Source organism: Mesorhizobium mediterraneum (assembly GCF_002284565.1).
Lineage (GTDB): Bacteria > Pseudomonadota > Alphaproteobacteria > Rhizobiales > Rhizobiaceae > Mesorhizobium > Mesorhizobium mediterraneum.
The window spans coordinates 91,846-117,658 of the sequence record NZ_NPKI01000043.1 but is presented as its reverse complement, the minus strand read 5'-3'; the positions used below and the strand labels follow the sequence as shown (position 1 = coordinate 117,658).

Annotated in this window: 28 protein-coding genes and 3 pseudogenes; 22 read left to right on the top strand and 9 right to left on the bottom strand. The window is 61.3% G+C overall.

The annotated features are described in order from the left end of the window. Positions 1 to 41 precede the first annotated feature (41 nt). Entirely contained in the window at positions 42 to 440 is a 399-nt protein-coding gene (locus CIT25_RS38355) for a hypothetical protein (protein WP_306462348.1), read from the top strand. A 456-nt stretch (positions 441 to 896) separates the two neighbouring features. Next, positions 897 to 1,472: a ProQ/FINO family protein gene (locus CIT25_RS29955; protein WP_245330050.1), complete on the top strand. Its 576-nt coding sequence runs from the start codon at positions 897 to 899 to the stop codon at positions 1,470 to 1,472. Between the two features lie 406 nt (positions 1,473 to 1,878). Here CIT25_RS29955 and CIT25_RS29950 read toward each other — a convergent pair whose 3' ends face one another. The 3 genes and pseudogenes from CIT25_RS29950 to CIT25_RS29940 form a co-directional block, all read right to left on the bottom strand. Further along, on the bottom strand, positions 1,879 to 2,064 hold the full coding sequence (locus tag CIT25_RS29950) for a hypothetical protein (protein WP_245330049.1): 186 nt from the start codon (positions 2,062 to 2,064) through the stop codon (positions 1,879 to 1,881). 405 nt (positions 2,065 to 2,469) lie between these two features. Next, positions 2,470 to 2,664, bottom strand: a pseudogene (locus CIT25_RS37840) (LLM class flavin-dependent oxidoreductase); the annotation flags it as partial. 34 nt (positions 2,665 to 2,698) lie between these two features. Next, positions 2,699 to 4,348 (bottom strand): MFS transporter, encoded by a 1,650-nt coding sequence (locus CIT25_RS29940; RefSeq protein WP_095488750.1) that lies wholly within the window; start codon positions 4,346 to 4,348, stop codon positions 2,699 to 2,701. Positions 4,349 to 4,699: 351 nt separating this feature from the next. Here CIT25_RS29940 and CIT25_RS29935 point away from each other — a divergent pair, with 351 nt between their 5' ends. The 5 genes and pseudogenes from CIT25_RS29935 (at position 4,700) to CIT25_RS37825 (ending at position 8,655) form a co-directional block, all read left to right on the top strand. Then, entirely contained in the window at positions 4,700 to 4,972 is a 273-nt protein-coding gene (locus CIT25_RS29935) for a hypothetical protein (protein WP_095488749.1), read from the top strand. A gap of 661 nt (positions 4,973 to 5,633) precedes the next feature. Continuing rightward, positions 5,634 to 6,350, top strand: a pseudogene (locus tag CIT25_RS29930) (ArdC family protein); the annotation flags it as partial. Positions 6,351 to 6,624: 274 nt separating this feature from the next. Then, entirely contained in the window at positions 6,625 to 7,416 is a 792-nt protein-coding gene (locus CIT25_RS38350) for a site-specific integrase (protein WP_245330048.1), read from the top strand. After that, positions 7,301 to 7,939: a hypothetical protein gene (locus CIT25_RS38345; protein WP_342587124.1), complete on the top strand. Its 639-nt coding sequence runs from the start codon at positions 7,301 to 7,303 to the stop codon at positions 7,937 to 7,939. Before CIT25_RS38350 ends, CIT25_RS38345 begins: the two co-directional genes overlap by 116 nt. Continuing rightward, positions 7,936 to 8,655, top strand: a complete 720-nt coding sequence (locus CIT25_RS37825) for a hypothetical protein (RefSeq protein WP_245330047.1) — start codon at positions 7,936 to 7,938, stop codon at positions 8,653 to 8,655. The genes CIT25_RS38345 and CIT25_RS37825 overlap by 4 nt, the downstream gene beginning before the upstream one ends. 55 nt (positions 8,656 to 8,710) lie before the next feature. Here the strand turns inward: CIT25_RS37825 and CIT25_RS37820 are convergent, their stop codons facing one another. Continuing rightward, positions 8,711 to 9,166, bottom strand: a complete 456-nt coding sequence (locus CIT25_RS37820) for a hypothetical protein (protein ID WP_245330046.1) — start codon at positions 9,164 to 9,166, stop codon at positions 8,711 to 8,713. On the opposite strand from CIT25_RS37820, the gene CIT25_RS37815 reads away from it, so the two are divergent. The 7 genes and pseudogenes from CIT25_RS37815 (at position 9,167) to CIT25_RS29885 (ending at position 15,467) form a co-directional block, all read left to right on the top strand. Next, the gene (locus tag CIT25_RS37815) at positions 9,167 to 9,721 is read left to right on the top strand and encodes a hypothetical protein (protein WP_245330045.1); all 555 of its coding nucleotides are present in this window, start codon (positions 9,167 to 9,169) and stop codon (positions 9,719 to 9,721) included. Further along, on the top strand, positions 9,718 to 11,883 hold the full coding sequence (locus CIT25_RS29915) for an integrase (protein ID WP_095488748.1): 2,166 nt from the start codon (positions 9,718 to 9,720) through the stop codon (positions 11,881 to 11,883). Before CIT25_RS37815 ends, CIT25_RS29915 begins: the two co-directional genes overlap by 4 nt. Positions 11,884 to 12,100: 217 nt before the next feature. Beyond that, positions 12,101 to 12,979 (top strand): ArdC family protein, encoded by an 879-nt coding sequence (locus tag CIT25_RS29910; protein WP_095488747.1) that lies wholly within the window; start codon positions 12,101 to 12,103, stop codon positions 12,977 to 12,979. Between the two features lie 147 nt (positions 12,980 to 13,126). Next, positions 13,127 to 13,342 (top strand): annotated as a pseudogene (locus CIT25_RS29905) (zincin-like metallopeptidase domain-containing protein); the annotation flags it as partial. Positions 13,343 to 14,051: 709 nt separating this feature from the next. Next, positions 14,052 to 14,363: a DUF736 domain-containing protein gene (locus CIT25_RS29895; protein WP_095488746.1), complete on the top strand. Its 312-nt coding sequence runs from the start codon at positions 14,052 to 14,054 to the stop codon at positions 14,361 to 14,363. A gap of 423 nt (positions 14,364 to 14,786) precedes the next feature. Next, positions 14,787 to 14,888 (top strand): recombinase family protein, encoded by a 102-nt coding sequence (locus tag CIT25_RS38605; RefSeq protein WP_095488745.1) that lies wholly within the window; start codon positions 14,787 to 14,789, stop codon positions 14,886 to 14,888. Between the two features lie 288 nt (positions 14,889 to 15,176). Further along, positions 15,177 to 15,467: a DUF982 domain-containing protein gene (locus tag CIT25_RS29885; RefSeq protein ID WP_095488773.1), complete on the top strand. Its 291-nt coding sequence runs from the start codon at positions 15,177 to 15,179 to the stop codon at positions 15,465 to 15,467. A 193-nt stretch (positions 15,468 to 15,660) separates the two neighbouring features. Here CIT25_RS29885 and CIT25_RS29880 read toward each other — a convergent pair whose 3' ends face one another. Continuing rightward, complete coding sequence (locus CIT25_RS29880) at positions 15,661 to 15,915, bottom strand: WGR domain-containing protein (RefSeq protein ID WP_095488744.1); 255 nt, start codon at positions 15,913 to 15,915, stop codon at positions 15,661 to 15,663. 312 nt (positions 15,916 to 16,227) lie between these two features. Between CIT25_RS29880 and CIT25_RS38340 the strand changes: the two genes are divergently transcribed. Together CIT25_RS38340 and CIT25_RS29870 are read left to right on the top strand one after the other, a co-directional pair. Then, positions 16,228 to 17,052 (top strand): DUF736 domain-containing protein, encoded by an 825-nt coding sequence (locus tag CIT25_RS38340; RefSeq protein WP_342587122.1) that lies wholly within the window; start codon positions 16,228 to 16,230, stop codon positions 17,050 to 17,052. A gap of 315 nt (positions 17,053 to 17,367) precedes the next feature. After that, the gene (locus tag CIT25_RS29870; protein ID WP_095488743.1) at positions 17,368 to 18,117 is read left to right on the top strand and encodes a helix-turn-helix domain-containing protein; all 750 of its coding nucleotides are present in this window, start codon (positions 17,368 to 17,370) and stop codon (positions 18,115 to 18,117) included. 91 nt (positions 18,118 to 18,208) lie between these two features. Here the strand turns inward: CIT25_RS29870 and CIT25_RS29865 are convergent, their stop codons facing one another. Continuing rightward, on the bottom strand, positions 18,209 to 18,733 hold the full coding sequence (locus tag CIT25_RS29865) for a helix-turn-helix domain-containing protein (protein ID WP_095488742.1): 525 nt from the start codon (positions 18,731 to 18,733) through the stop codon (positions 18,209 to 18,211). Positions 18,734 to 18,837: 104 nt separating this feature from the next. On the opposite strand from CIT25_RS29865, the gene CIT25_RS29860 reads away from it, so the two are divergent. Further along, entirely contained in the window at positions 18,838 to 19,413 is a 576-nt protein-coding gene (locus tag CIT25_RS29860; protein WP_245330043.1) for a hypothetical protein, read from the top strand. Between the two features lie 55 nt (positions 19,414 to 19,468). Next, positions 19,469 to 19,783, top strand: coding sequence for a single-stranded DNA-binding protein (locus CIT25_RS29855; RefSeq protein WP_095488740.1), 315 nt, complete (start codon positions 19,469 to 19,471; stop codon positions 19,781 to 19,783). A 667-nt stretch (positions 19,784 to 20,450) separates the two neighbouring features. Here the strand turns inward: CIT25_RS29855 and CIT25_RS29845 are convergent. After that, a complete protein-coding gene (locus CIT25_RS29845; RefSeq protein WP_245330042.1) occupies positions 20,451 to 20,882 on the bottom strand; it encodes a hypothetical protein in 432 nt (143 codons plus the stop codon). Positions 20,883 to 20,892: 10 nt separating this feature from the next. Continuing rightward, the gene (locus tag CIT25_RS36590; RefSeq protein WP_158302685.1) at positions 20,893 to 21,066 is read right to left on the bottom strand and encodes a hypothetical protein; all 174 of its coding nucleotides are present in this window, start codon (positions 21,064 to 21,066) and stop codon (positions 20,893 to 20,895) included. A gap of 114 nt (positions 21,067 to 21,180) precedes the next feature. Between CIT25_RS36590 and CIT25_RS29840 the strand changes: the two genes are divergently transcribed. The 3 genes from CIT25_RS29840 (at position 21,181) to CIT25_RS29830 (ending at position 23,178) form a co-directional block, all read left to right on the top strand. After that, on the top strand, positions 21,181 to 21,861 hold the full coding sequence (locus CIT25_RS29840; RefSeq protein WP_095488738.1) for a ParA family protein: 681 nt from the start codon (positions 21,181 to 21,183) through the stop codon (positions 21,859 to 21,861). Next, positions 21,858 to 22,268: a hypothetical protein gene (locus CIT25_RS29835; protein WP_095488737.1), complete on the top strand. Its 411-nt coding sequence runs from the start codon at positions 21,858 to 21,860 to the stop codon at positions 22,266 to 22,268. The genes CIT25_RS29840 and CIT25_RS29835 overlap by 4 nt, the downstream gene beginning before the upstream one ends. A gap of 502 nt (positions 22,269 to 22,770) precedes the next feature. Next, positions 22,771 to 23,178, top strand: a complete 408-nt coding sequence (locus CIT25_RS29830; protein WP_095488736.1) for a MobC domain-containing protein — start codon at positions 22,771 to 22,773, stop codon at positions 23,176 to 23,178. A 323-nt stretch (positions 23,179 to 23,501) separates the two neighbouring features. On the opposite strand, the gene CIT25_RS36585 is transcribed toward CIT25_RS29830, so the two are convergent. After that, positions 23,502 to 23,876, bottom strand: coding sequence for a hypothetical protein (locus tag CIT25_RS36585; RefSeq protein WP_158302684.1), 375 nt, complete (start codon positions 23,874 to 23,876; stop codon positions 23,502 to 23,504). Positions 23,877 to 23,924: 48 nt separating this feature from the next. On the opposite strand from CIT25_RS36585, the gene CIT25_RS29825 reads away from it, so the two are divergent. Further along, on the top strand, positions 23,925 to 25,424 hold the full coding sequence (locus CIT25_RS29825; RefSeq protein WP_158302683.1) for a relaxase/mobilization nuclease domain-containing protein: 1,500 nt from the start codon (positions 23,925 to 23,927) through the stop codon (positions 25,422 to 25,424). The last annotated feature ends 389 nt before the right edge of the window (positions 25,425 to 25,813 follow it).

Sequence of the window (25,813 nt, the reverse complement as noted above, 5' to 3'; positions counted from 1 at the left end):
CTGCGCCATCGGTCCGAGTTGTTACTCCCTGGGCGATACCGATGTTCCGCGCGACAAGCGTAGGGGACAAGAAGCTCGGCGAAATCGATGCCCGCTACGGCAGCCGCGATCACCTGCGTTACCAGATTGCGGCGCACCTGGCGTCGATCGGCCGCTACATCGACGCGCCCTCAAAGGAGGAGGAGTCCTGGATCGATAATGAAACACCCGAGTTGGCCGAGGTCACACCTTACGACGTGGCGCACTTTCAGACTTACGCCGTCCTGCTGATGTCGGAGGCGATGGGCCTCGACTGGCGCAAGGTGGCACGAGCCATCTTGAACATTGACGCAGAGCGCCAGCCGGAACGGGCACGTCGGGCTTGGACATCCCACCTGGCGCGGGCGCGGTGGCTAGCGACGAGCGGCTACGGGCAGCGTCAGAGCGATCGGTTGCAATAGCCGCCGCCGTACGGGAAGCTCGCATGACCAAGCCAGCCGTTGCCAAAGGCGAACATGGAACTTTTTGAGCGGCGGCGTGTCGAAGCTGCAACCTTTTTTTCGTTCATACGCTGATCGAGTACTAGATCGACACGTTCAGGACCGCTTGGCAACATCAGGATGTAAGGTTCGTTACGCTGCTCAACGCCGTCCTTGTGATGGCGTTGAGCAGAAGGCGAGCTCCAGACCTTAGGCGTTAGCCTAGCGTTTCGCGGCTGGCTTCTTGATTGGAGTTGACTTCTCTTCCCATGCCAAGTTGCCGCCGATTAACTCGGCGCAGCCGTCCTTTGCCAAACGTCATGACCGACAGTTCTTGCCCGTTCGGAAGGTTGGTCGTCCGATTGATCGTTTCCGTTCCTCAGAAGTCGCGAGGAGATTGGGAGGGCAACGGTATTCATCTAGAAGCTAGGATGCGCTTTGCCCCTGCCGGACGAATCCCCATTTTTTCAGGCGTCCACAATCATTGCATATATGGGGGCTACGGAGGGTCCGAATTGGGAAACAAAACAAATCGGGCGAGGCTTGATCATGACGACCCCCGGCCGAGGGAAATCGCCCGCGCAGCTTTTCCGGCATCTATCGGCAAAGTGGCCTGCGGCGTTCGATCCGAAAGCGCCCAAGCCGCTTAGGATCGGCATCCATCATGACATTCGCGTGCTGGACGGCGAACTGTCAGATGATGAATTGAGGAGAGCCCTGCGCGCCTATACCAGCATGCCCAGGTACTTGGCGAGACTGAATGCTGGCGCTGTGCGGGTCGATGTTGATGGCGAGCCGGCCGGCGAGGTATCGGATGCGGAGGCGGCGAGCGCCAAGGCTTTGCTGTGCGCCCGCAAGAACAAGGAAGAGACCAAGAAAACGCCGGAGCCAAGGGCGCCTGATGCCCCGCCCCAACCTAAGCCGAAGCAAACGGCCGTGTTCAACGCGAAGAATACCGCTGGAATAGTCGTTGAGACGAAGCGTCGCCGGTCTTTCCGAAAGCCGATGGCTTGAGCGCCACAGATCTTCCCAAGACTCATGGGCTTCCGAGTAATAGCCATGATGAAGAGGTCGATGCCCCAGAGGAACATCTCCGAGTCAAACGATGCCTCTTCAACCGGGATTGCCTCGCTATGGTAGCTGTGTCCTGCAGGATGGCGCACGGGGTGCGGCTGCCTACCTGTGGAAGATACGCGTGGGAGGGAAAGCTCTTTTCCGGAAGGCGTTTGCCCCTCGTCCGCAACAACCAACCCCTTGCGTTTGTCTCCAGGCAGACTCATCCTGCGGCCTGCGCGTCTGCCGCCCAGCGCTGCTTGAAGAGATGCTCTCGACAACCGGCGTCAAACCACCAGCTTTGTGATCATAGCATCGGGCGCACAGTTCGGCCGGAGCGCGGCAACTTCGAGAGCCGCGAGATCCGCTAAGCCCCACATTTTTCCGGTATTCCGGCGATGCATTCCTCGAGGCGCTCGAGGCGGAATTTCGCAATGCGAAGTTCATTCCCGGCTTCAAAACGTCGATGGCGCCCCTGTGGCGTGGTCGCCATGAGGTTGCGCTCCAGTTCCGCGATGCGCACACGCATCTGCCGCGCCTCGTCCTGACGCAAGGCCTTGATCCATCCCCGTCCGCGTCAGTCTTCCTGTCCCGTCCGAAAGTCATGCAAACATGCCATCAAGACCCTAATTTGCGGCAAGCTGAAACACTCGAAATTTAACTTCCGCTAATGCGAGGAGACGAAACAGCGCGGCGAGACAGTCAACGAAGCGGGCACGATGAGAGGCGGTGATCGAGGTCGGGCCAAAACTGGCCCACTTGGACAACAATGCAGGTATTGAACAATCGAGAAGACGAGAAGCCGGTCAAGGCTGTCGGAACGAGCCCGCACCGGAAACCGACCGGATACATGTGCCGGGAGGGGCGTCACGGGGCGAAACACCGACCGAGAGATACGGGCGAGAAATCCCGTGTCGGACCGATCCGCCCAAAATCGAATGCCCGCCGCGAAAGGAGCTCAGGCTGGGGCCCTTTGCGGTTGGCTGAAAATATTGCCAGGGCGTGGCAGACCGAAATGGTCCCTCAGTGTTGTTCCGTCATAGTCGTGCCGGAAAAGTCCGCGCCGGCGCAAGATCGGCACCACCTCTTCGGCGAACACATCGAACCCGCCCTGTAGATAAGGCGGCATGACATTGAAACCATCCGCGGCACCAATTAGCAATCGCTGGTGCCCTGCCGGCCAGGCTTCAATGACGGGGAAGTGGGAGGATTGCGCGTTTGCGGGGCGAGCTTGTCGGCCGCTCAATCGAAAGCGTCATTTGAGGCGCTTCCTCGCCCGCCTGCAACTGGGAGACACGCTCGTCCAGTTCCTTGTCCACTTCCGTCAGGCGGTGGTTCAGGCGAAGGTAGTCCGTCCAGGTCGGCGTGCGGAATGTCTCTGTCCATTGCATGGGCTTCTGCAGGTTGCGCTGAAGCGTCCAGTTCCGAGCACCGACGCGGCTGTGGATATGCCTGCGCTGCCGCATGAGCTCGAGGAAGGCCTCGACATTTCTCTCGGCTATCAGATATTCGACCTTGACCACGATAGGACCGCTTCTCGGCTTCAAATTGAGAGCGACAGCCGGGGCGTCGAATTCCTCCAAAGGATCGGGCTCGGACTCGTGGCGCTCGCGCAAAGGAAACAGCACGCCAGCCACGGCGACGAGCAGCAGCGCTCCAGCGGAACCCTCTAGCGCCAAGGTCAGGGAATGGTTTTGGGAGACAGTGCCCCATACCCAGCTGCCGGTCGCGATGCCGCCATCTATCAATGCATAGTAGATCGAAATCGTGCGCCCCACGACCCAGCGCGGGCTCGCCAGCTGCACGCTCACGCCAACCCCGGACCAGGCGGTGACCCACCCCGCGCCGCCCAAGGCGAGCGCAAGTGCGGCCACCGCAATCGAAGAGGTCAGTGCAAGGGAGAGGGAGCAGGCCGCGCAGGCGACGCACGCGAGCTTCATCAGACGTTCTTGCGACAAGCTCCGTCTGAATGTGCCGTTGGAGATGCCGGCGAAGACGGCCCCCGTCCCGAAGCCGGCCATGAGCGTGCCATAGGCGAGCGGTCCGCCTCCCAGATGATCACGGACAACCAGCGGCAGCAGTGCAAGAATGGCGATGCTTGCCAGGCCAAACAGCGTTCCGCGTGCGATCGCCGCCTTGATTTCCGAAGACATCGCCGTGAAGCGCAGCCCGTCATAGATCGCCGTTCTCATCGACTCACGCGGGAGAGGCGAAGAGCGAACCTTCCACTTGCAGCGCCATATCGTGCCCAAAGGGACCAAATAGGTGAGGGTGGTCACGGTAAAAGCTGCCAAAAGCCCAAACGAGGCAACCACGATGCCGCCCAGTGCCGGGCCGACGGTCCGGACCGTGTTGAAGCCGACGGAGAGCAGGGTGACGGCGGCCGGGACATCGCGGCGGTCGACGATATCGCCAACCGAGGCCTGCCAGGCGGGATCGTGAAGAGCACCCCCGCATGCGATCAGGAAGCTGAAGCCGAGGATCATCCACGGACTGACAAAGCCCAGCGCCACAATCGCCGTCAGCATTGCAGATCCTATCACCATCAGGCAGCGGCCGGCGAACATGACCCGGCGACGGCTGAAATTGTCGGCGAGAGCCCCCGCGAATACTGACAAGATGAACGCGGGCAGGTTCGATGACGCCTGGACCAGCGCAACCATCAGATCGGAAGTCGAGATCGTTGCCATCAGCCAGCTGATGGCAACAGTCTGCATCAGCCAGCCGAGAGAAGAGACCTGGGTGGCGAGCCAGATCGAACGAAAGGTCGGCTGCACGAGGGGCGCAAAGGTCTTTGGTGCAGCCAAATCTTCAACTGATCCAGCTGCTTTACTCATTCTTGCGGGCCTTTGCTTTGCGTTATCGGCCGTCTCGCATGTAATCTCGACTGAACAGTGGCGGCTGGCAAAATTGAGAGAAACTCTTTTGCCTCCGACGAATGCGGCCGCAGTTCTTCTGAGCAGCATTTTTCGGCCGAGACGCAGACCCGAGCCGGCTCGACTCGCCTTGGAAGACTTCATCTGGGTGGAGCCCGGATTCTTGCTTGTGGTTTGACGCGGCATGCTTCATCAACGGGCACTTTGCCGAGCGATGCCTTTTTGCGAGACGCGACCATGTTCTTTCGTTGAAAACTCACTCACCGGCGGCGTCCGATGCGGCTGAGTGTGGCTTGGGGAGAGTGAGGACGCTTGCACATCCTTGACAGGCTTGAGGCACTGATAGAGGCCCACGATTGCCGGGCCGCGATCGAAGAGGCGCGCGCCTTGCTACTTCAATTCGAACAAGGGCCTGATGCGCTCACACATGCGATCGACGACTTTCTGCTCGATCTGATGACGCTGTCTTTCATTGTTGAATGTTACGGACGCGGCTTTGAACTTTTGGCGCGAACGCTTGCCCGCAGACGGCTGGCAAAGGTCAGACTTTTGTCGGGAGGGGTCGATACAGTCAGGCAGAAATGACACCCAAAGCCTGAGGGCTGAAGCGGCGATCACGCCGCGTTCCGCACAGTGACGAAGGATGACGTTGCACCACCAAAAAATAGAACCATCGGAAAACCGAGGGCCCTTTAGGTGTGAAGGTCAAAACCTCCAGAGGGGAGCAGCCGATTGCGATGCAACTGGGACGAAACCATCGCGTCCATCAGCTTCAGCCTTAATGGCTAAAGGCTGTGCGATGCGCAAACACATTTTGTGCAAGCAGCTATGCAGGGAGGGCGAGCATCCCTCTCACCTTCAAAATCTGCGCTTGAAATTCGTGCTGCTCGCGGGGTGCTGGTGGAGGAGATCCGGCAGACGGGTCTGGTGACCGTTGCCTGACTGGCTGGTCGACGACTGATCCATCGAAGCCGGTACTCAACGGTGGTTCCCCTAAAGCAATAGATGAGAAAAGCAGGAAGACCACTTCGTACGGCCGCGCCAACCGCGGTCGTCACGAATGTTGGTCCTGCTCCGGTCCTCGTTCCGCTAAACGGCTTCGCCGTCCTCCACTAACGTTGCGGCCCTCAGGCGACGTATCCCTTCCTTCCGATTTGCTCTTCTGCGGGTTCGCGGTCCTGCGGTCCTGCGCTGCCGGACCTCGTGACGGCCGCGATTGGCGCGGCCTCGAACGGAGGTCCGGAAAATGGACAGGAAGAGCAACAAAACCCGCGTCGATATCTACGCGAAGATCACCGACCGCATCGTCGCGGAGCTGGAGAAGGGCGTGCGGCCGTGGGTGAAGCCGTGGAGCGCGGCGAACACTACGGGGCGTATCACACGCCCGTTGCGCCACAATGGATTGCCATATCAGGGGATCAATACCCTGCTTCTCTGGTCGGAGGCGGTTTCGAGGGGTTTTGTTTCCCCGACCTGGATGACGTTCAAGCAGAGCGTCGAGCTGGGCGGTCATGTCCGCAAAGGCGAGACCGGCTCAATGGTTGTCTATGCCAGCCGCATCACACGCACCGAAACCGATGCCCATGGCGAAGAGGTCGAGCGCGGGATTCCGTTCCTCAAGGCCTATACGGTGTTTTGCGCCGACCAGATCGAAGGCCTGCCCGCGCAGTATTACGGCAATCCCGCGCCAGAGTCAGACCCGGTGGAACGGATCGAACATGCGGATGCCTTCTTCGCAAATACCGGAGCCGTCATACGCCACGGTGGCGACAAGGCGTATTTCAATCCGGCTCTCGATATTGTGCAAATGCCGCCGTTCGAAAGTTTCCGCGACAGGCCCAGCTACTATGCGACCCTCGGACACGAAATGACCCATTGGGTCGGCTCGGAAAGCCGGCTTGATCGCAACCTCTCCCGTTACCACAAGGATCGCGAGTTTCGGGCCCACGAAGAGCTCGTGGCATTATCTTGACAGTCTGCACCGACTCTCCGTGTCTTGCTGGCGTCGATGCAACAGGACTGACGGAGGCGTTGTCCAGGCCGGCCGCAGCGCTCCCACATAGCTGGCGGAGGCCGGCCTGGATAGCGCCGGGCAAGTTGAACTCCTTCGTTGATGCTGGCTCCCGGATGGGGGTCCGGGGGAACGTTGAACAACTTGTGGACAATGTAGCGCCGGTTTCGAACATCACCATTCAGGAGCGCCGATCGGCTGACGGGCTTGATGCGCACACGTTCCCATGATCCTTAGGGATGGGGCACTCTACGATCCTGATCTGGATCGCTTCTTCCGCGACCTGCCTCTCAACGGCGTTCGTTCCCACCATTCTCTTCGTGCCTATGGCTATGACGTTCTTGTCTGGGTCCGTTTTCTTTCGGAAGCCTGCGCCAAGACGGTATGGCAGGCGGGTCGGCATGACGTCCTTGCCTATCACCGAGTTCGGCGCCGTGCGGAGGCCGGCCAACGCATCTCTGCTGCTTCCTGGAATCGTGCCGTCGCCTGCCTCGACCGTGTGTATCGATGGGGCGCCCAGGAGCGTCTCATTGCGGAAGCGCCGTTCACGCATCGGTCCGTGTGGAGGCAAGGGTATACTGGCCGGCGAGCGCGGATCTCGGCTCGCAACGATGCGTATGAACCTGCCGCGCGCCGCGCGGATGTCAGCTTCGTCACACTCGACGACTACCGGAGATTTCGGGATCTTGGCTTGAGAGGGCTACTGCCTGGTGGCGGAACGCGCCCTGGCGCCCGAGATCGCAACGGCATTCGCAATGCGCTGTTTTCAGATCTCCTGGTTACGACGGGCCTCCGGCTGGAGGAAGCTTCATTTCTCTTCGCATCCGATCTTGCTGTCGTTGGTCAGCCGCCATGCCGTCAGGTCTGGCTCGAGCTGCCCGATGCTTTGACCAAGGGCGATCGTGGTCGCCAGATACTCGTTCCCGCTCGGCTGCTCGAGCAGATGCGCCTATATCGCTGTCGAGCGCTCCCATGCTATTGCAAAGTTTCAGCGCCGTTCGGGGTGGCAATCACTTGACCGCCCGATCCTCGTACACCGGGAGCGGAGCAATTCCCGGCTACGACTGCGTGACGGCGGCGACATCGCGCTTGACCTGCTCAGCCCCGAGGAACGCGGCCGGATCATTGTCTGCAACGACGACGGCACACCTAGCGAACCGGCGGTATTATGGCTCTCGGAGGTCGGCTTGCCGGTACAGCCGAACTCCTGGGAAGTCATCTTCGCCCGTGCTTCCGCGCGGTGCAGATCCTTCGGCTTCGACGTCAACATCAGTCCGCATCAGCTCCGCCATTCCTTTGCAGTTCATATGCTGGCGATGCTCATTCAGCATCGCCTCCGTGATGCGGCGTTGCCTGCCGGACCGATGGAGGGATACCGGCAAGTTCTCGGCGATCCTCTTCAGCAAGTCCAACGGCTCCTTGGTCATGCCAGTCTAGCAACGACCTACATCTACCTCGACCACATCGCGACACGCGCGGATACCGTCGATGCTGCGGTCGAGGAACTGCTCGCACTGCTTCCATCGGAGACTTCATTATGACGGGGCGGCCGCGCAAGGGAGCTCCAGTCCGTTTTGCACCAGCCGATGCCATTGCTACCGCACACGCCCGCGATCCGGTCCTCGGTCTGCGCTTCAACATCGAGGCGCGCTATGGCGGGAGCATCGACGTTGACCTTACCGGCCTGCATCCGCGACCTCTCGCCATCGCATTTGCCGGTGCTCTTCGCCGGCAGGCGGAGCTTGGTGGTTCGCTGGGGGCGCGGAGTACCATCAAGGGGCATTTAAATGCATGTCTTAGGTTCTTCGCGTATCTGCGCGAGCACTCGAAGGCAAAAACGCCCGCCGATCTGCGCGCTGACGATATCGACGGATATGAGGATTTCCTCGAAGCCGGCGGGATGAAGCCTATCTACCGGCACATCATTCTTGCCAAGGCTATTCTCGCCTTGCGCTCGATTGATGCCGACCAACCTGGCCTTCTCGATGAAGGGGTACGGCGTCGGCTAAGTTATACCAGCACACAATCCGCCGGCCGATCGCAACCGCGCGACGCCTACAGTCCGTACGTCGCAAGGCAGCTTCGCGATGCGGCCCGCGCCGACATCGGCAAGATCTTCAGACGCATCGGGAAGTCGCTCGATGATGATGAGGGCGACTCCAATCTTCGCAGAGTGACCGACGAAGCGAACGACAGGATCGTGGCCTCGGGCGCGCTCAGCAGCGGGGACAGAGCTTCCATCGCTTGTACTTCATGAGGGGACGTCGCGGTCTACCTGTCTCAACCTTGGCCGAAGACATCCACGGTCGTCATCATCTGCGGGCCACCGACATTCCACCGCTTCTGACCTTCCTGTCACTGGAGACCGGCCTGGAGATAGAATGTTGCAAGGCTTTGACGATCGACTGCCTCCAGAACCCGGACCTGGAACCATCGACATAGCCTATATCAAGCGACGCGCCCGAGGTGCTGAGCACAAACATATTCGTGTGCGTGACGGCGGGATCGGAACACCGGGTGGTCTCGTTCGCAAGCTGATCGAGGTGACGGCCTTTACGAGGCAGTTCGTCCCAAGCGATTGCCTTTGGCTCTATTACTATACCGGCCGGAAGCAACTCCGCGCAGGTGTCGATCATCCGCATGAACGCGTCGACCAATGGACCGGAAGCCATGGGATCGTCGATGACGATGGCCAGCCTCTTCGGCTCGTTCTTTCGCGATTGCGCAAAACCCACAAGGCGATCTGGTATCTGAAGACCGAGGGTCATATGGCCCGCTTTGCGGTCGGGCATACGCCCGAGATTGCCGCTCGACACTATGCGGACATTCCCTCGCTGCGCCCGCTTCATGAGGCCACCGTGGCGGAGGCATTTTCCGAAGTCGCCGCGGCCGCCGGCCCAATCATATTGGGGCCTCGCGACGAGGATTCCTGGCGCCAAAGCCACACCGCTTCGGAAGGAAGCAGTGATGTCGACGCGCTTCTAAGCGGCGAACAGGATGTTTGGCTCGCTGCGTGCTCGGGATTTGATCGCAGTCCTTTCGGAGAGCTGGGATCACCTTGTCCGCAACCGTTCTGGGGCTGTCTCGAATGCCGCAACGCCGTCATCACCGCGCGCAAGCTGCCGGCAATCATCGCGTTCCTGTGGTTTATCGAGGAGCAACGGACGGGTCTCCACGCCGCGGACTGGGCCATGAAGTTCGGCCGCGCGCATCATCGCATCGCGAAGCAGGTCTTACCTGCTTTCCCGGAGAGTGTAGTTGCCGAAGCTCGCCGCGAGGCGGAAGGGCACGCCCTCTATCTGCCGCCGGAGGCCCGGCAATGATCAGGTTGGCCGCAGTAGCCTCCACCTCCCGGGAACTCGATCTTCGCCCGGTTCTCGCGTCCGCTCCGTTGAAGCCGGGCTTTGATCGGGACACCCTTTCGCGCTACGGCGATCCGAGCTGGGATCTCGGACCGGCCGTATTTCGCGAGAACGCCAGGCGGTGCCATGTCACCGTGCATTTCGGGTCCGTCGAGGATGTGAGTGTTTGCGAGACGCTTCGCGAGCTTCTCTATGCCCGGCTCAACGTCGACATGCCGGGTCACCGCAAGAAGCTTCCTCCCGGCAGTATCCGGCAGGTTTTCAATCGTGCGCGACGCTTTTTCGAGTTCGTGCGCGATGAGCTTGGTTCTGTCGATCTTCGCCGTGTCGATCAGCAACTGCTGGATCGCTACGTTCGCCATCTCAAGACTGACCGTGCTCGCCGGCCGGTTATAGTCGGCCACCTTCTGGAAGTCCCTGCTGATCTCTATGCCTTTCGCGATTACCTCCCGTCTGGAGGCCTGTACTTCCGGCCCTGGGGCGGCCAGGCGCCCGCCCGGGTCGACGGCTATCGCTTTGTTCACGAGAACCTCACGCCACGCATGCCAGAAGAGATCATCTCGCCATTGCTGGCCTGGTCGAGCCGGTATATCACCCAGTTCGCCTCAGACATCTTCGCCGCCCGTGCAGAGTTGGAGCGATTGGAAGCCCACTGCGCCGCGCTCCTCCAGTCAGATCAGGCTCTCACATACACGGAACGCCGTAGCCGACAGCGAAGGCGTCTTCAGAACTATTTCGATAAGCTACGAAGCGAAGACCGTGGCGTGCCCATCTGGGAGAGCGCGCACAACGGCACCGTTTTGCGGCACCCAGAGACAGGAGACGTATCGCCGCCCGTCAATTCGCACCTGCTTCACCTGCACATTGGCATCGACGCTCAGACCGAGCCAAGAATGCATATTCAGCTGACCGGCGGCGCACCTCGCCAGATCAGGGCCGCGTTGCTCGAACTCGGCCTCGAGACAGGTGGAATGGAGACTCCCATCGCCATTCTACCGGAGACCGGCAAGCCATGGCGGCCCCGCTTCGACGCCAAAACACTGGCGGAGGAAGAGCGGATGCTGCAGGCGGCAGCCTATATCCTCTGCGCGTACCTGACCGGGATGCGGGACTGCGAGGTCCAGGCGATGCAGCGCGGATGCCTTTCCGTAACGCGCAGCCAAGATGGCATGGTCATGCGTCATCGCGTTCGCTCGGTTGCCTACAAGGGCAGGTCGAGCCAAGGTGAGCCGGCTGATTGGATTACAATTGAGCCTGTAGCCAAGGCGATAGAAGTGCTGGAACGTTTGTCCTTCCGGGCGGCATCCGCGCGCGGGCTCACGACGCTCTGGCCCGTTCTTATCGCAAGGTCCGTTTGCAAGGATCACCTCTCGGCCGAGATTGTCCGCCAACTCAACCACTTCCGCGACCATCTCAACGACCTGTTCGGCACACCGGATACGCCGGCGGTCCCGAACGGACCAGGTGATCAGCCTTGGCGGATCACGACGCGGCAGTTCAGACGCACGATTGCATGGCACATTGCCAACCGTCCCTTCGGCACAATTGCCGGCATGATCCAGTACAAGCATGCCTCCGTCGCCGCCTTCGAGGGCTATGCCGGCTCCAGCCGATCCGGCTTCCGTGCGGAGGTGCAGAACCAGCGCAGTCTCGGCCAGTTTGATGACCTGTTGACGTATTTCGATGAGCGGCAGGCCGGGGCGACGTTGTCCGGGCCCGCCGCAGTGCGTGTAGCAAAGACACTCGACGGCATATCAACAGAACTCGGTCCGCTTCCGGCCATGATCGCTGATCGTGGGCGGCTCCGCACAATGTTAGCGAGCCTCGCGCGGACATTGCATGTCGGAGTGCTGGCTGACTGCTTCTTTGATCCCGGCACGGCCGCCTGCCTTAAGCAGGCAACGAACATCGACGGCAAGATGCCGCTGACCGCGCTTTGCCAGCCAACCCGCTGCCCCAATGCCTGCATCACCGCACGCCATCGGCCAGCTTGGTCACGCTCTGCCGAGGACGCCAAGACCTTGCTGAAGGAGAAGCGTCTGTCGCCTTTGCAACGGACCATCATGAAGCAGGATCTCCAGCGGATCCAGGCGGTTCTTGATGGCTTAGATCGTCGGACCTGAGGCGGTGTGGCGGTTCGCGTGCGGCCCAATGATCGGATGTCCCGTCGGACCAACCCCGGCGTGCGGCGGAGCGCGCGATGTCAGGTCCGCCCGCGCAACGGCTGATCGCCGTCCTTCGCTCCGCTGCGGCTCTTCGAGTGCGCGGTCGGCCCTTAGGCCATCGCAGATGGCTGCTCCGCCGCCGGGGATTGGCCCCGGCGGGACAGGAGTTCCGACGATGGACACGCAAAACCGCACCGACGTTTATACCCGCATCACCTCCGAGATCATTGCCGCTATCGAGGCCGGCGCCGGCGAATGGCGGATGCCCTGGCACCACGATGGAAGCTCGATTGCTCGCCCAATCAACATCTCTTCCGGAAAGGCCTATCGCAGCGTCAATACGCTCGCTCTTTGGATCGCAGCTCAGGCTCACGGCTTTGGAAGCGGCATCTGGGGCACATACCGGCAATGGCAGGCGCTTGACGCCCAGGTCCGCAAGGGCGAACGCGCAACGACCGTCGTGCTCTGGAAGGAGTTTGCCGCACACAGTGACGATGATGCAGTCGGCGACGATGAGCACCCCCAGCGACGCCTCTTCGCGCGCGCCTTCTCGGTCTTCAACAGCTCTCAGGTCGAGGGCTTCACGCCTTCCGCCGCTCCAATCCTGCCTGACTCTGAACGAGTCCCCCATGCCGATGCCTTCATCAGTGCGCTCGGCATCCCAGTTACTTTTGGCGCCGACGCTGCATACTACCGCATCGATCTCGACCATATCTTTATGCCGGCCTTCAACGTCTTCCGCGATGCTGTCGCTCACGTCGGGACTTATGTCCATGAGGCCGCGCATGCCACGGGGGCTAAGCATCGGCTCGATCGAGACTTCACCAAACGCTTCACCCGCCAGGCTTTGGCAGTCGAAGAACTGACCGCCGAACTTGCTGCAGCCTATATCTTGGCCGATCTGGGCCTGGCGCATCATCCCCGTCCTGACCACGCAGCCTATGTGGCATCCTGGCTCAAAGTGCTGAAGGGCGATGCGCGGGCGATCTTCACCGCCGCAAGCAAAGCGCAGGCTGCCGCTGACTGGATGCACGCGCAACAGCCGCCGAGCTGAGCGCCACGTCGCCTTAGGGCCGCCACCGACGCGCAGCCATGGCCTTTTCACCTTGGCTGCCGCCCAGCCCGCGAGGATCCAAAACGCTGAGGCCTGAAACTCCGATTCCGCGATAGCCACGATCGTCAGGCTTGACTGTCAGGATATGTCGCGGACCTCGGCGGCTGTTTTCTAGCAGCTGACCTCGGCATCGTGCCAGAGCTCGAGCCGCGGCCGGATCATGCCAGCTACCTGGCAAGCTGGCTTGAGATTCTCAGAAACGAGAAGCGATTCATCTTTGCCGCGGCGGCCCATGCCCAGCGTGCGGTCAACTATCTGCATGATCTCCAGCCGAATGCGACGCACAGCGCGGAGGCTGCATGATGCTGCATTCTCCGATCCATGTCGGGGGTGGCGCAGAGCCATCCTATCTTGCAGCCGGCCGAGGATCCGCCATTGGCACCCGGTCAGTTCGGGTCGTACCCCAGCGGGCCGAGCCAGATCAGCCGGCCCCTGCCGACGTCCCGCTCGGGATAGGTATTTCCGTGACCGTGTTCGCGGCCATCCATCCTTAAGCGGCAGACGCCGGACCCTCGGAGTTTCGCCAGTCGGCCGGTCGTCAACCGACCGGAGTGATGGGACGGGTGCGTCCCTTTCCGGCTGTGGTTGTCGGTCGTTCTGCCATGATGATGCGTCACGGGCCGGGCTTGATGGCGCCTCACCGTGGCTGCGGTTGCGGGGATCATGCCGCTAGGGTTCGCCTGTCGTCTGGCCGGCGGTTTCATGGAAGGGCGCACCACCTGCGTCCTCGATGGGGCTGTCTGACCGAAGGCCGTCTTCGCTACGCTACGCCTCGTTCTCAAGCCCGCAACAGCCGGTCGCGACTTTCTTCCCCTGTTGGCTTCGCCATCATTCCGCGCGGAACAAGAAAGCCTCGTCCTGGCTGCCCTTCACTGTCGTTCCGGCCCTAAGGACCACCCCATTGCGCACGCGCAACGGGGACCCCGGTGGGTGCGGGCCGATCGCCTCCGGTCTGTCGACCGCTATCGAGGTCGCGGTGGTCGCGGCCCGAGAAACTCACGGAGACGACATCATGGCTACCATCGGCACCTTTACCTCAAACGGCAACGCCGGCTTTTCCGGCGCCATCAAGACCCTCAACCTCAACGTCAAGGCCAAGCTGATCCGCGTCGAGAACCCTTCCGACAAGGGCCCTCACTTCCGCGTCTACTCGGGTAACGTCGAACTGGGAGCCGCCTGGCAGAAGGTCTCCAACGAGGGCCGCGACTACCTCTCGGTCAAACTGGACGACCCGAGCTTCCCCGCGCCGATCTACGCCACCTTGATCGAGGTGGAAGGCGAGGAAGGCCTGCAGCTGATCTGGTCTCGCCCCAACCGGGACTGATCGCCTCGACGAGGGCTCCGCCGCACGGCGGGGCCTTCGGCCGTTCCCAAGCGAACGCCGGCAGGCGGAAGGAGCACCAAGCGCCGCCTTTCGGGGGTGCTGCTCCTCGCCGTCCATAACGGAGAACCACGGCAGTTGTTGGCATGAGGTCGGCGCAGTCCACATGGCACCCGGGGCTGTCGGTCCCGCGTCCGCCTGCAGCGGCGCTATGCTGACGCTCCTACTGCCGCCCTGTGAAACCGGGCTCAGGGCCACGAACTTTCTCCAGCACCCGAACTGACTGTACGCCCTCGTTTGCTTTGGTTGGGAGAGAGGCGCGCGTGAGCAGCCACTCTGCAACCTCACTGTGTGAGGCTCCACGACCGCGATTTAATTTGGTGACTTCTCAGCGGCAAGGATGCCGAGTGGCCGAGGCTGAAAACCATGCTTAAAAGCCTCAGGCCCGGCGACCAGGTGCTAGCCGTTGCCACTGATCGCATCGCCCGCAATCTCCTTGACCTACTCACCATCTTGCGCGCCATCTAGAGCAGCGCGCTGGCCTGCGGCCTGCTGGACGAGCCGTTTATTGACACGACGATCGGAGATGGCTGATCTCATCATGTTCGTCGTCGGCTGGGCCGCGTACTGACAGCGCCGCAACATTCTGCTACGCACGTTTGATGCCCTGATCCTGCCGCCGTCCCCCAGGCACCTGCGCCAACGAGAAATCTTCCATCGCGCCCCTTGAACCGTCTCGGTCCGGACAGCACATTTGCGATGGTTGCCGGGCGGAATGCTCGTCCAAAGCGGTGGTTCGTGAACTGGGAGGAACGCATGGATGCGGAGGAGTTCGGCAGCCCCATTTTCGTGAAGCGTGCGCCCTATATCGTGCAAGAGATTGCGAGCCTCGCGGACGCCATCGATTTCCTCAGCGACTGGCCCGAGGATCAAAGAGATCTGATCCACCAGACCGCCCTTCAGGCCTGCTATGACGCAGAGGATGGGCACAAACCGTTAAGCGCCGCACACCACGCCTTTATCGATTTCGCCAGGCAGGTCGCCATCCTAGAAGATCCAATCTCCGCCATGCAGTGGATCGCCGCCTGCAAAAAGCGGCGCGCGTAGGGACAGGTTGGGTTGTAGCTAAGCTTGGGGGCATTCCGTTCAGATTTTCACCGATCGCGGACAAGAGCGGAAGAATCTCCATCATCGCCGGTAATTCCGGAAAACAGGGATGACAGTGCTTATGGCGATCGGCTGGCCGCCGCGGCATCGAGTTGGCCTTTCGGGCCTGCGATCTTGCGCGATGTCGCCAGCGCTAGTCCGGATCACAGTCGCGATATCCGCGCCGGCGCTTGGCGCGCTGAAGCTTCATTGATGCGGTGGCCGCACCGTCTTGGCTATCGAAGGTTTCCATCATCGACTGGCCGCTGGTCCCGATGCGGCCCCAGTTGCGAATGACGGATGCTCCGCCGAACAAGGTCGGTTGGATCGCAACCATATAAAACCGCCGCATGTTCTGCGAGGGGTCGATGCGTCGAAGATGAACGGGCCCTCCCTCTTCGTTTTCCATGGCCACAGTCTCACTTGGCTTGGAAACGGCGTCCAACGAGTTCTTTGAATCCAACTAGCTCGACCGATTCATTGCGGTTATGGGTGCGCGGTCGCTTCAGGAAGGTCATGATCACTGCGGTGGCCAGCAAGCTCGTCGCCGCACTGTGCATGATCGAAGGCGCACGCGTCGGACCGTCACGACGTAAGCGCGCAGCAATTCGGCCCCGAGCCTATCAGACCGCCGGAACCAGGTGGACGGTCCCTTTGCGGCGTTAATCGTCGGTATCAAGACTGCTCTCATCGCCTGACCCTTTGGCGGCGTGGCGGGATCATGTGCGGCCGTTTGAGCGGCGACCGGACAGGGCCTAGACCTCGTGCCTCTGGTTTCGTGGCGGCATCGATCGTGCCGCTTGTGCCGGATGCATGGCCGACATTCCGATATCTCCAGTATCGTTCTTCTGGAACGGATGCCCGGACCCTCCCTGAACGGCCTCTCTTAAGATTGGTCTGTCTGATGCCGGTCCGGCGTTTTGCCTGCAACGGCTTCGCCGACCTTCTTCCCTTGTGGCTTCGCCGCATTCCTCGCGGGACAACAAGCTCGGCTTCCGCCGTCCTCCGCTCCGCTGCGGTTCAGTGGATGCAGTCGGCGGACCGTCGTCTAGCGACCGCTATCGAGGCCGCACAGGGCGGCTTCGGACAAACCGTCAGGAGCACACGAACATGCTACTATCGGCAACTTCCAGCTGGCCGGCGAAGAATTCAACGGCGAGATCGCACGCTTTCCCTCCAGGCCAAGAAGGTCCGGATCGTCCCCGATACGCGCGCCAGCGGCGAAAACGCACCCAGCCACCGCGTGCTCGTTGATCGAGTCGAGTTCGGTGCCGGCTGGTCCAAAAGTCCAACGAGGGCCGCGCCTATCTCGCGCCTCAAGCTCGACGATCCGAGCTTCACCGTCCCAATCTATGCCAACGTCGTTGCCGACGAAGGCGGTCAGAGCTACAGCCTCATCTGGTCTCGGCCCGAACCGTCGCAACGGCGACTGACGAACACCAAAGGGCGCCCCGCAAACAGCGGGGCGTCATTCAGATCGCCCAGCTACTCAGCGCCTCAGATCGATAGCTTGACGCGCCATGGGGCGGCTTCGGGCAAACCGTAAGAAATCGAACGCCAGGCGTCCCGGCGCGATTCTTGCTTGTCAGGCGGCGATACTCAACGATCCGCGCTCGCGGATTTTTTGATACTTTACTTTGTATGCTCAGCCTTGCAATCATGAAGAGTGAGTCTGAACGGAGGAAAAATCGAGCACAAAAAAACCGGCGCGGAGGCCGGCTTTTCTAGGGAATAGGCTACAGGAGTTGGCGCTCCTGATCTCGCCGATGATTTAGTGAGACCGTAGCCCATCTTTCCCGGCATTGCAAGAAAAAATGCGCTTCCGCGCCACGGCTTTGTACGGCCTGGCGAGAGGAAAGAAATGGATCTCTATTCAACGTTGAGCCTATGGCTCACGAACATTCGGTCTTTGGCCGAGCTGGACGATTTTTGCCGGCAGATATGGAAGCTCTACGGCGAGGAGTTGCTGGGCGAGGCCGATGCGGAGCGGCTTTGCGAGAAGGCTGAGCGACAACGCGCCAACCTCAAGAAGGCCCCTGCGGATGGTCGCGCACTACCCCGCTCCTCTTATCCGCAACGCCCTCGCAGTGAGCGAGGCCGCCGCGAAGCTGCCAGCGGCTTGCGAGATCCCGTGCGATGGAGACGCAAGCGGCGGCTCGCCCGCATGCAGGCTATCCGGCCCGAGTTCGCCGGCGCGTTCACCGAAGGGGAGAGCGCGGCGCTTTACATTGTTATGTGCGACTGCCGGCAGCACGGCAACTGCGACCGATCGGTAAAGGAAATCGGCGATCGGGCCGGCGTCGGGGCGACAACGGTGCGCAATGCGCTGCGCAAAGCAAGCACGCTCGGTCTGCTGCGCGTCACCGAGCGCCGGCAATGGCGTGCCAGGAACCTGACAAATCACGTTGTTATCGTGCATCGTCGCCAGATCGCCTGGATCGCGAAATTTCGGCCCAATCTCGGTCTTAAATTTTATCCGACAGCCTTCAAAAAAGCGGCGTCCACAGGAAGCTCCCGCAATAAATATAGCAAAGGACCGTTTAACAGCCGATCCGACTTGGCGCCGGAAGGGTCGAAGCCATTCCCCAGTCACGCATCGCCGTCCGGCTGACGCCCTAGCCGCCAAAACCACGCTTGCCGCGGAACCCTAAACGCGGCACGAGGCTGTCTTTAAAGCAGCCTTTGCGATCGGCCGCGCCACATCAAGCCGGTTGATGCTGGCTGTCGGGTTCCCGAAACAAAAAGGTCGCCGGATCGCGGCCGAGCGCCTCGCCGACGGCGGCGATCGTGTCGACACTGATATTGCCGCTCGCGCGCTCGAGCTTGGTGAAGGTGATCTCCGACACGCCCAGCAGCTCCGCCATTTGATAGCGGACCAGGTTGCGGCGCTTGCGCTCGCTGTCGATGATGGCGGCGAGGCGCGCGCGGATCGATTTTTCGGTGAGCTTGTGCGCCCAGGGTTCCACCTCGGCGCCGCCGACCAGAAGTGTCGCGATCGACACCTCGAGCGCCTGGGCCATCTGTTCGACCGTGCGCAGGGTCACGTTGTTTCGTTTTCTCATGGTGCGAATGTAGGTGCGGTATGCGAGTCCTTGACCCGGCGACGTCTTGAACAGTTCCGCCATGTGTTGATGGCGAAGCTTTCGCTTCCGGCGCTCGGTTTCAAGGAACCAGGCGATATTGTCCCGAAGCGGGTTGTTCACCTCGCCGGCTTCGTTTGGCAGCATGAATCTATGTATTCGCACGAACCCGCCTGTTCGGTCTGCCCTTTTCTCTGAGCAAAATCCATAGTAAAGTGTCAAAAACGTCAGAGAGAAAAAGGGACGCGACCGTGCTGAAAACTCTCGTTGTGGGCGCTGTCGCGATCGCCGGCGCCGCGTCTGTTCCGTCCCAAACATTCGCATCCGAGTGGGGCTGCCAGGTCCTGCTTTGTCTGTCTGGTGACTGGCAGGGCACGCCCTCCTGTGATCCGCCGATAGATCGGCTGATCGACGCCATGGGATTGCCCGGGTTTTCGTGGCCGACTTGTCCGCAGGCCAATTCGTCCGGCGCCGGCTACGATCCGTACGAGGCCTGCCCGCAGGGGTGGATGCCTTACGCGCCGGCTAGCGACCGGCCGGGACAAGGGCAGGCCAGCATGTGCCGAATCGCGGCTGGCAATCTCGGTCAGCCTGCCAACTTTGGAGCGCGGCATGGTCAGGCCGACGGAAGCCATGCGATGACCATCCAGCTCGGCGGCCGCACCGTGCCGGTCCAGCTTACTCATGTCTCCAGCGGAGCACATAACGATCGAACGACCACCTATTACGACATACAACGCCCGCGCCGCGCGAAGCCTTACTACATCGAGTACGACGACGCGAACGGGCTGCGGCAGCGCACCTGGTTCAACCTTAGCAGACCATAATCTTGAGTCACTCCGGCTAGCTAAATTAGTTGCACGAAAAGAGGCAGTTACCCCGATGAAAAGCGTCAACAGGTTCACCATTCATGGCAATGTCGGGTCGGTAGCGCCCTTCGACAAAAGCACGAGGGTCAACATTGCCACCAATCGCAATTGGAAGGACGAACAAGGCGTTGCCAAGGAAGCCACGGACTGGGTCCAGGTAACGGTCCTCGAGGAGAAGCAAGCCGCCTGGGTGGCGGAGAACGCCAAGCCCGGCGATGTCGTCTTCGTCGAAGGCCGCATCAGCAACAACTCTTTCAAACGCAACGGCGAGACAGTTTATACGACGGACCTTATCGCGTCGACGTTCAACGTTTTTCCGAAGCCGTAATCATGTTCAATGCGGGGGCCCTTATCATGGCGGCGGCATCCGGAACATTGGTCGGCATAAGCGGCACGCTCGCATTCTATCCGGCTCAAGGCCAGCTCTCCGCGCCGATTGCGTCCGAGCCGGCACTGTGTGCGAAACTGGCCTCGGCCGGCCTTGAGATTCCATCGCCGGCCGAGGCTCTGGACGCTTTCCGGCGAGCGAAAAATACTGATCAAGCGACGTTGCGCATCGGAGAGTGCTCGAAGAACATCATGGGTCCCGGCATGCAATGCGCCGTGAAGTATAAGCTTCGCACTTCCTGGAAAGGCGAAGGTGATGGCCTGGTCGCATTCTCCAGGGGACCCGATGGCTGGCAAGCGATGCAGCTGCAATAATTGTCTGCTAGCGAACATCTGGTTTTGTTCAGTTCCGGCGTCGATCAGCAAACCCTCGAAACCCTTCCTGCAGTGATCACCTCGCGAGCGGCACCGGGCCTATCTGACCCGCCATCCGGTCCGTCGAAGCACCTTCTTTTGTGTCGCCGCAATTCCCATGCCCAAAGAGCCGGAGCCGGAGCGCGCCCCCACTAGCGCCGTAGGGACGGCGAAGGCCGGAGAGAACGGGCCGCCGGCGGTTCCGGCTGTACAGAAGCCGTGCAGCGCTTTGGCGCGGGCCCGGTTCGCGACGCTCACTTGTGTGGGGTGCAGTACACGCCTTGGGATTCCAGAAGGACGGCGCCACCCTTCAATTCAGTGAGGGCACCCACCCAGGCGTCGGAATAGGTGCGACTGGCATCCACCGCCGTCAGCCAGATGACGCGATTGTCGGCGAGTTCCACCTTGACCTCGCTTTGGAAAGGGCTGCCTTGCACTGTCTGCTGATAATGCCGTTTGATGCGGACATCGCCGCTCGCAAACTCGACGTTGTTGTTGTCGTAGTTGAGCAGGAATGAAGCATCCCCTTTTGCGACCTTGCAGGAGCCGTCGCGTTCACACACAATTTTTGCCGCCGTCGCGCAATCCCATCGCAGCTCCGCGGGCCACATCGGATTGCTGCTCGTCCCATTGGACTGATCACCTGGAGCGGCGGCGCCGAGGCTCGCCGCCGCCGCTACGGCCACCAATACTGCCCTAATCATCCGTTCCGCACACCTTACTGTTCGGCACCATCAAGATCAGCTCGCGCTGGCGCATCATGCCGACGGAGGCAAGCGCGCTGTAATGCGCCAGCGTGGCGGCTGCCGCATCAAGCGCGGCCTCGCAGCCGTCGCGCGTCGAGATCTCGGCCAAAGCTGCCCTGAACATTACTGTCCTGTCCGGTTGATCGCTCATTAATTGACACTACACTTTGGGTTCAGTTATGACAATCGCCGGGCAGGCGGTTGGCATAAAAGCGGTTCATCGAAGGTCCCCCGAGCTATGATCATATCTGCCGCTATCGCCAAAGGTGGCACTGGCAAATCGACCCTGCTGCGCGCGCTGGCATCCGTCGCCCTTAAGCGCGGCTACGCGGTGACACTCATCGATGGCGACGTTCGCCAGAACATGAGCCGGTGGGGCCAGATGCTCAAGGAGGCCGGCAATCGTCCCGAGACACTCCAGCTCGTCAGCGCCACGACGCCGCGCGAGATCCTGAAGGCGGCAGAACTGCACAATGGCGAGCGCAGCGTGGTGCTGATCGACACCGAAGGCACCACGAACGACAATCTCATGGCCGGGCTGTTTGCTTCCGATATCGTCGTGGTGCCGATCTTCTTCGCGCTCGATGACGTGACCGCCGCAATCCAGATCACCGACCACTACATCCCGCTTGCGGTCGAAACACGCGGCCGGCCGCTGCCAGCCGTGTTTGTCCTGACAAAACAGACCATCATCGATGCGAAGGCGAGAGCCTTGAGCGAACTGCGCGCAATCATTCAGGCGAACGGCACGCCGATCGCCCAACATGCGCTGCAAAACCGTGTCGCCTATCGCGACCTGCAAAGCGGCCAGACACTCTACAGCCCAGATCAGCCCGACGCGAAGGCGATTGCCGAAAGTGAAGGGGTCTTCGACGATGTCCTGAAGACTTTCACCGAAGCAATGAGGCAGGCCGCATGACCGACAAGAGCCTCCCGGAGTCACAGGACGACAAGAAGGCTCGCATGATGCGAGCGATCTCCACTGAGCCGCCGGCGCTTCCGAGCATGTTCATCGCTCCCAAGTCCGATCCCGCCCCTCAGCCGCTTGCCGCCGCATCCGCGGCGGCATCGGAGGCCGAAGCTGCGCCAGCGTCACCTCGGCCGGACTTCCGCAAAATGCTGCGACAGGGCCAGAAGAAGGATCCGGTTGCCGGCAAGAAGATTCGCGACGAGGAAATGGTACGCTGCGGCTATTACCTTACGGCCGGGGAGCAGCGCCAATTCAAGCTGCTCGCGATCAGCAACGGCCACAGCATGACCGAGCTGCTGCGCCAGGCGGTGCAGGACTACATCAGGATCCATAAGCACAAGCTGCCGAATGATTAGGTCAGCCCGCCCCGCGGCATCCGCCGCGGTGAGGGTTAGCAGAGAATGCTGGAGGCCCATCGGCGAGGCCGCGCCATCGATGCTTGGCCCGGCGCAAGTCGGCCGTGCCTGTTGGCCCCGGTCGCGGGGCTCAGCTTATCCGCCTTACCTAACCCACGGGGGTCGCCGCGATCCCGATCGCACGAGCTCATGTTCCCTGCTCCTTGCGATCTGTCTCCATGTTAGCATGATGATTCCGCAGCAAGGTAACATGCTGAAAAAGAAACATGTCGCTAAGGTGGCTTGTCGATAAGTTGAAGATGAAATATGTTTCCGATGGAGCATGTTTCCTTGGTAACATGTGCAGTTAATTTGAAATCAAAGCTGGGGTGATTTAGAGTGCCACCGCAAAGATATTTTGGTGATGTTTTTTTGTCTTTGGCAGGATAGCCTTTTTTGTGTTACACACGAAAAAAAGGGTGGCGCGGCCCAAGGGCCTTAGCGCCCGCAAGCGGGCTTGAAGATGAGACCCAACAACGGCCAAACAGAAAGTCAGAACGCATCCCGGCGCTATGGCGAAGTCCTGCATGTGCGCTTCTCAAGCGTCGAACTGGAGCGGCTGCGCGCCATGGCCGACGGGGAGTCGGTGACGGTCAGCGAAGTCGTTCGCCGCCTTGTTCGGACCGAGGCGGGGTTTCTGCCGGCGGCGACGGGGGAGCTGCGACCTTCCATTGAGGAGGCCACCGACCAGCTTCGCCGTGTCGGTGTGAATTTCAACCAGGCGGTCCGCGCGATGAACGAGGGCCGGGTGCCGTATGACGAAGACCTCGAGCGCGCCTTGATCGCCATTGGCGAGCTCGTGCGTCGGTTCCGCGAAGAATTGAAGGCGATGATTGCGAGGCCGCGCAAGCGCAGCGAGGTCAAGGCATGAGCGGTCGTCTCGCCGGATATGCTGCCGAAATCGAACGCTATTTGCGCATACCGGGCGCTGGCGATCTCGAGGAGCTTAACGATGATAAGCTTTTGCAATCGGCTGGCCGGGAGACGGCCGATCGTCAAGCGATGAACATCCGTGCGAGTGGCGTGACCCAGGCCCGCGTGGCTTCGCCTATGGCTGGCGTGCAATCGTCGATGGGGAGTGCGAGGCACCCGGGAGCGAGCTCCCGCGTCGCAAAGGCACCTGTTTCGTCCTCAGGTCGAGGAGGACCGCTCAGCGCGATACCGCTGTCTGTGGGCACCAGCGGGAGTCTGCGTTCATCCAGCGACGCAAATGGGGCGATAGCGATTTTCGGCCTCACACTCGGCGCCTTCGTCAAGGAAGAGGAAGAAGAATGGCGGCGCCGTGGCGGGGGCGGCGGAAGGTCGGGCGCGCTCCCGTCCTCTCGACACTTCGCGCGGCCAACGCGAGAGGCGAGGGCGGTTGCGGCGCGAGCAGCCTATGCCGCCGGCGCGCAGCCGGCGGTGTTCAAGGTCCTGTCGAGCGCGGCCAATGGCAAACAGGCGGGCGCCTTGCTTGCCTATATCGGCACACGCGCCAATGAACAGGGCGAGAAGCGCGATATCGAGATCTTCACCGATAGCGGACAGGGGCTTGCCAATGCCCAGGACCGTCGCGGCTTCCTGCACCAATTCACGGAGACATTCCAGGCGCAGCTTGAGAATTCGAATTTCATCGAGGTGCGGTTCGAGCTCGCCGGCGACGTCACGGACGAAGCGCTTGGCGAGGCTTTGAACGCGGCCTTCGGATCAAAGCCGATCGTCTATGCTCGCACGGGCGACAGCGTCGCCGTTTATGGCCACACGGGGGAACGCGCCGGACCACTTGCCAAGATCTTAGCCGCCGGGCGGGCAAATTCACGCAGCAAAGCGCTCGACAAGATCGAAACAGGCTTGGACGAAGCCATGGGGAAGGCCGGTATTCGCGCGGCAGCGGAAGTGACCGCGGCCGTCGGGAACGAGCGAAAGGCGCAATATTTTCTGCAAAAATTCATTCGGGCGCACGAGCAGGTCCGTCGCGCGAACGGACAGGCGGTTTCCAGCAAACAGCCAACGAAGGCGGCCGCGGCGATTTTTGAGGAATGGCGGCCACAACTTTCCGGCCGGGAGCGGCGCAATGCCTATCACCTGCTTTTCTCTGCCCGGGCTGGTACGGACGCGCAAGCCATCATGGCGGCCGCCCGTGCGGTGCTCGAAGAACGCGCTCCGGGGCACAAATTCGTGCTTGCACACCATGCCGAGACCAAGCACGTCCATATCCACGCCATGGTGCAGGCGCGCTCGGCCGACGGCGAGCGGCTGACATTCTACAAGGCGGATCTCCATGCCTGGCGGGAAGCGTACGCTGAGAAGGCGCGCGAACACGGAATAGCGATGGCCGCAACCCGCCGGTACGATCACGCAATGAGCCGACCTTATACGAAGGAACATGCGGGTGCCTACAAGCGCGCGCAGCACGATCCGCGCTACCAGGTCAGTGACAAGACGGTCGCGCGCGTGGAGGATAAGCGACAGCGTCGAATGGATAGCGGGTTGCTCGTCGCCAATGGCGGAGCGATCGCCGCCGTGTGGCAGCAGACGGCCACCGTGATGCGGGCGGTTGGCGTCACCGGCCAAGCGCTGACCGCAGCCCAGGCGATCGGTCACACTGTCCTCCAGGTTCATGCGCGTAGGGGAGGCGAGGAGCCGGCAGATGCCCGCTCAAAGTACGACGGGGGACCGAGGCTAACCCCGTCGTTCTTGTCCCATCCCGGCATGAAAGAATTGACCAGGCTGATAGGAGCTACCGACATGGCGCAGACACCTTTGGAAATGCGGCAGAAGATGGCGCGTGTGAACCAGGCGTTGGATCAGATGCGGGACACGCTCCCCAACGCCGAGCAAACGCGTTTCGAACAATACCGCGAGGGCGTGAACGACAGGATGCACGATCGTCTCGCCCGGCTCCAGTTCGAGCAGCAAAGGGGTGTGGGCGGCGCCGGCGAGGCGGCGCCTGAAAGGGAGGCGCGCGGCCGCGATTTGCCGGCCCGAGACGATACGCGTCAGCCCGAGACCTCGCGACCGCAGGCCGAGACCGCGCGACAGCGCGTTCAGAAAGACGCAGCCAGGCAAAAGGGCCGGCAGGCCGAGGAGCAGGACCGCAAGACACAGCGCAGCCAAGACGACGAATACGAGCGCTGAGGAACATATCTCCCGAAGAGCCTTGCCGTCAGAATCCATGTGACCGTTTGTAGTGGCCTCGCCTTCCCCGTCCTGCCGACAGGAGGGCGAACGGGCTAAGCAGCAGTCATCGGAGACGTAGTCGTTATCGAGTTGGCCCCTTCGCGCTTTAAAAAGTGTCAACAACACGAGGCCGAGGCTCACAACGGAGACTGACAGATACACGGGATGGAGTGTCCCGAAGACGGATTTTGCGAAGCCGCCGAAGAAGCCCCCCAGTGTGGTTGACAGGCCGAGAGGACGTTCGCAACGCCAAAGCCGGTCGTCGACGCGGCTGGATCGAACGACTTGCTGATGTTGGCCGGGAAAGCCCGTACATCGAGAAATAGGCAAGCCCGTATAGGGAGTGC

Excerpts from the sequence above, each read along its gene's own strand:
- CIT25_RS29855 (WP_095488740.1), top strand. The coding sequence starts at position 19,469 with ATGAAAAGCGTCAACAGGTTCACCATTCATGGCAATGTCGGGTCGGTA.
- CIT25_RS29915 (WP_095488748.1), top strand. The coding sequence starts at position 9,718 with ATGATCAGGTTGGCCGCAGTAGCCTCCACCTCCCGGGAACTCGATCTT.
- CIT25_RS38350 (WP_245330048.1), top strand. The coding sequence starts at position 6,625 with ATGATCCTTAGGGATGGGGCACTCTACGATCCTGATCTGGATCGCTTC.
- CIT25_RS29835 (WP_095488737.1), top strand. The coding sequence starts at position 21,858 with ATGACCGACAAGAGCCTCCCGGAGTCACAGGACGACAAGAAGGCTCGC.
- CIT25_RS36590 (WP_158302685.1), bottom strand. The coding sequence starts at position 21,066 with ATGTTCAGGGCAGCTTTGGCCGAGATCTCGACGCGCGACGGCTGCGAG.
- CIT25_RS29885 (WP_095488773.1), top strand. The coding sequence starts at position 15,177 with ATGGATGCGGAGGAGTTCGGCAGCCCCATTTTCGTGAAGCGTGCGCCC.
- CIT25_RS29830 (WP_095488736.1), top strand. The coding sequence starts at position 22,771 with ATGAGACCCAACAACGGCCAAACAGAAAGTCAGAACGCATCCCGGCGC.
- CIT25_RS38340 (WP_342587122.1), top strand. The coding sequence starts at position 16,228 with ATGTGCGGCCGTTTGAGCGGCGACCGGACAGGGCCTAGACCTCGTGCC.
- CIT25_RS38355 (WP_306462348.1), top strand. The coding sequence starts at position 42 with ATGTTCCGCGCGACAAGCGTAGGGGACAAGAAGCTCGGCGAAATCGAT.
- CIT25_RS29880 (WP_095488744.1), bottom strand. The coding sequence starts at position 15,915 with ATGGAAAACGAAGAGGGAGGGCCCGTTCATCTTCGACGCATCGACCCC.
- CIT25_RS38605 (WP_095488745.1), top strand. The coding sequence starts at position 14,787 with ATGCTTAAAAGCCTCAGGCCCGGCGACCAGGTGCTAGCCGTTGCCACT.
- CIT25_RS29865 (WP_095488742.1), bottom strand. The coding sequence starts at position 18,733 with ATGCTGCCAAACGAAGCCGGCGAGGTGAACAACCCGCTTCGGGACAAT.
- CIT25_RS29840 (WP_095488738.1), top strand. The coding sequence starts at position 21,181 with ATGATCATATCTGCCGCTATCGCCAAAGGTGGCACTGGCAAATCGACC.
- CIT25_RS37820 (WP_245330046.1), bottom strand. The coding sequence starts at position 9,166 with ATGACCCTCGGTCTTCAGATACCAGATCGCCTTGTGGGTTTTGCGCAA.
- CIT25_RS29870 (WP_095488743.1), top strand. The coding sequence starts at position 17,368 with ATGGATCTCTATTCAACGTTGAGCCTATGGCTCACGAACATTCGGTCT.
- CIT25_RS29910 (WP_095488747.1), top strand. The coding sequence starts at position 12,101 with ATGGACACGCAAAACCGCACCGACGTTTATACCCGCATCACCTCCGAG.
- CIT25_RS37825 (WP_245330047.1), top strand. The coding sequence starts at position 7,936 with ATGACGGGGCGGCCGCGCAAGGGAGCTCCAGTCCGTTTTGCACCAGCC.
- CIT25_RS29895 (WP_095488746.1), top strand. The coding sequence starts at position 14,052 with ATGGCTACCATCGGCACCTTTACCTCAAACGGCAACGCCGGCTTTTCC.
- CIT25_RS37815 (WP_245330045.1), top strand. The coding sequence starts at position 9,167 with ATGGCCCGCTTTGCGGTCGGGCATACGCCCGAGATTGCCGCTCGACAC.
- CIT25_RS29940 (WP_095488750.1), bottom strand. The coding sequence starts at position 4,348 with ATGAGTAAAGCAGCTGGATCAGTTGAAGATTTGGCTGCACCAAAGACC.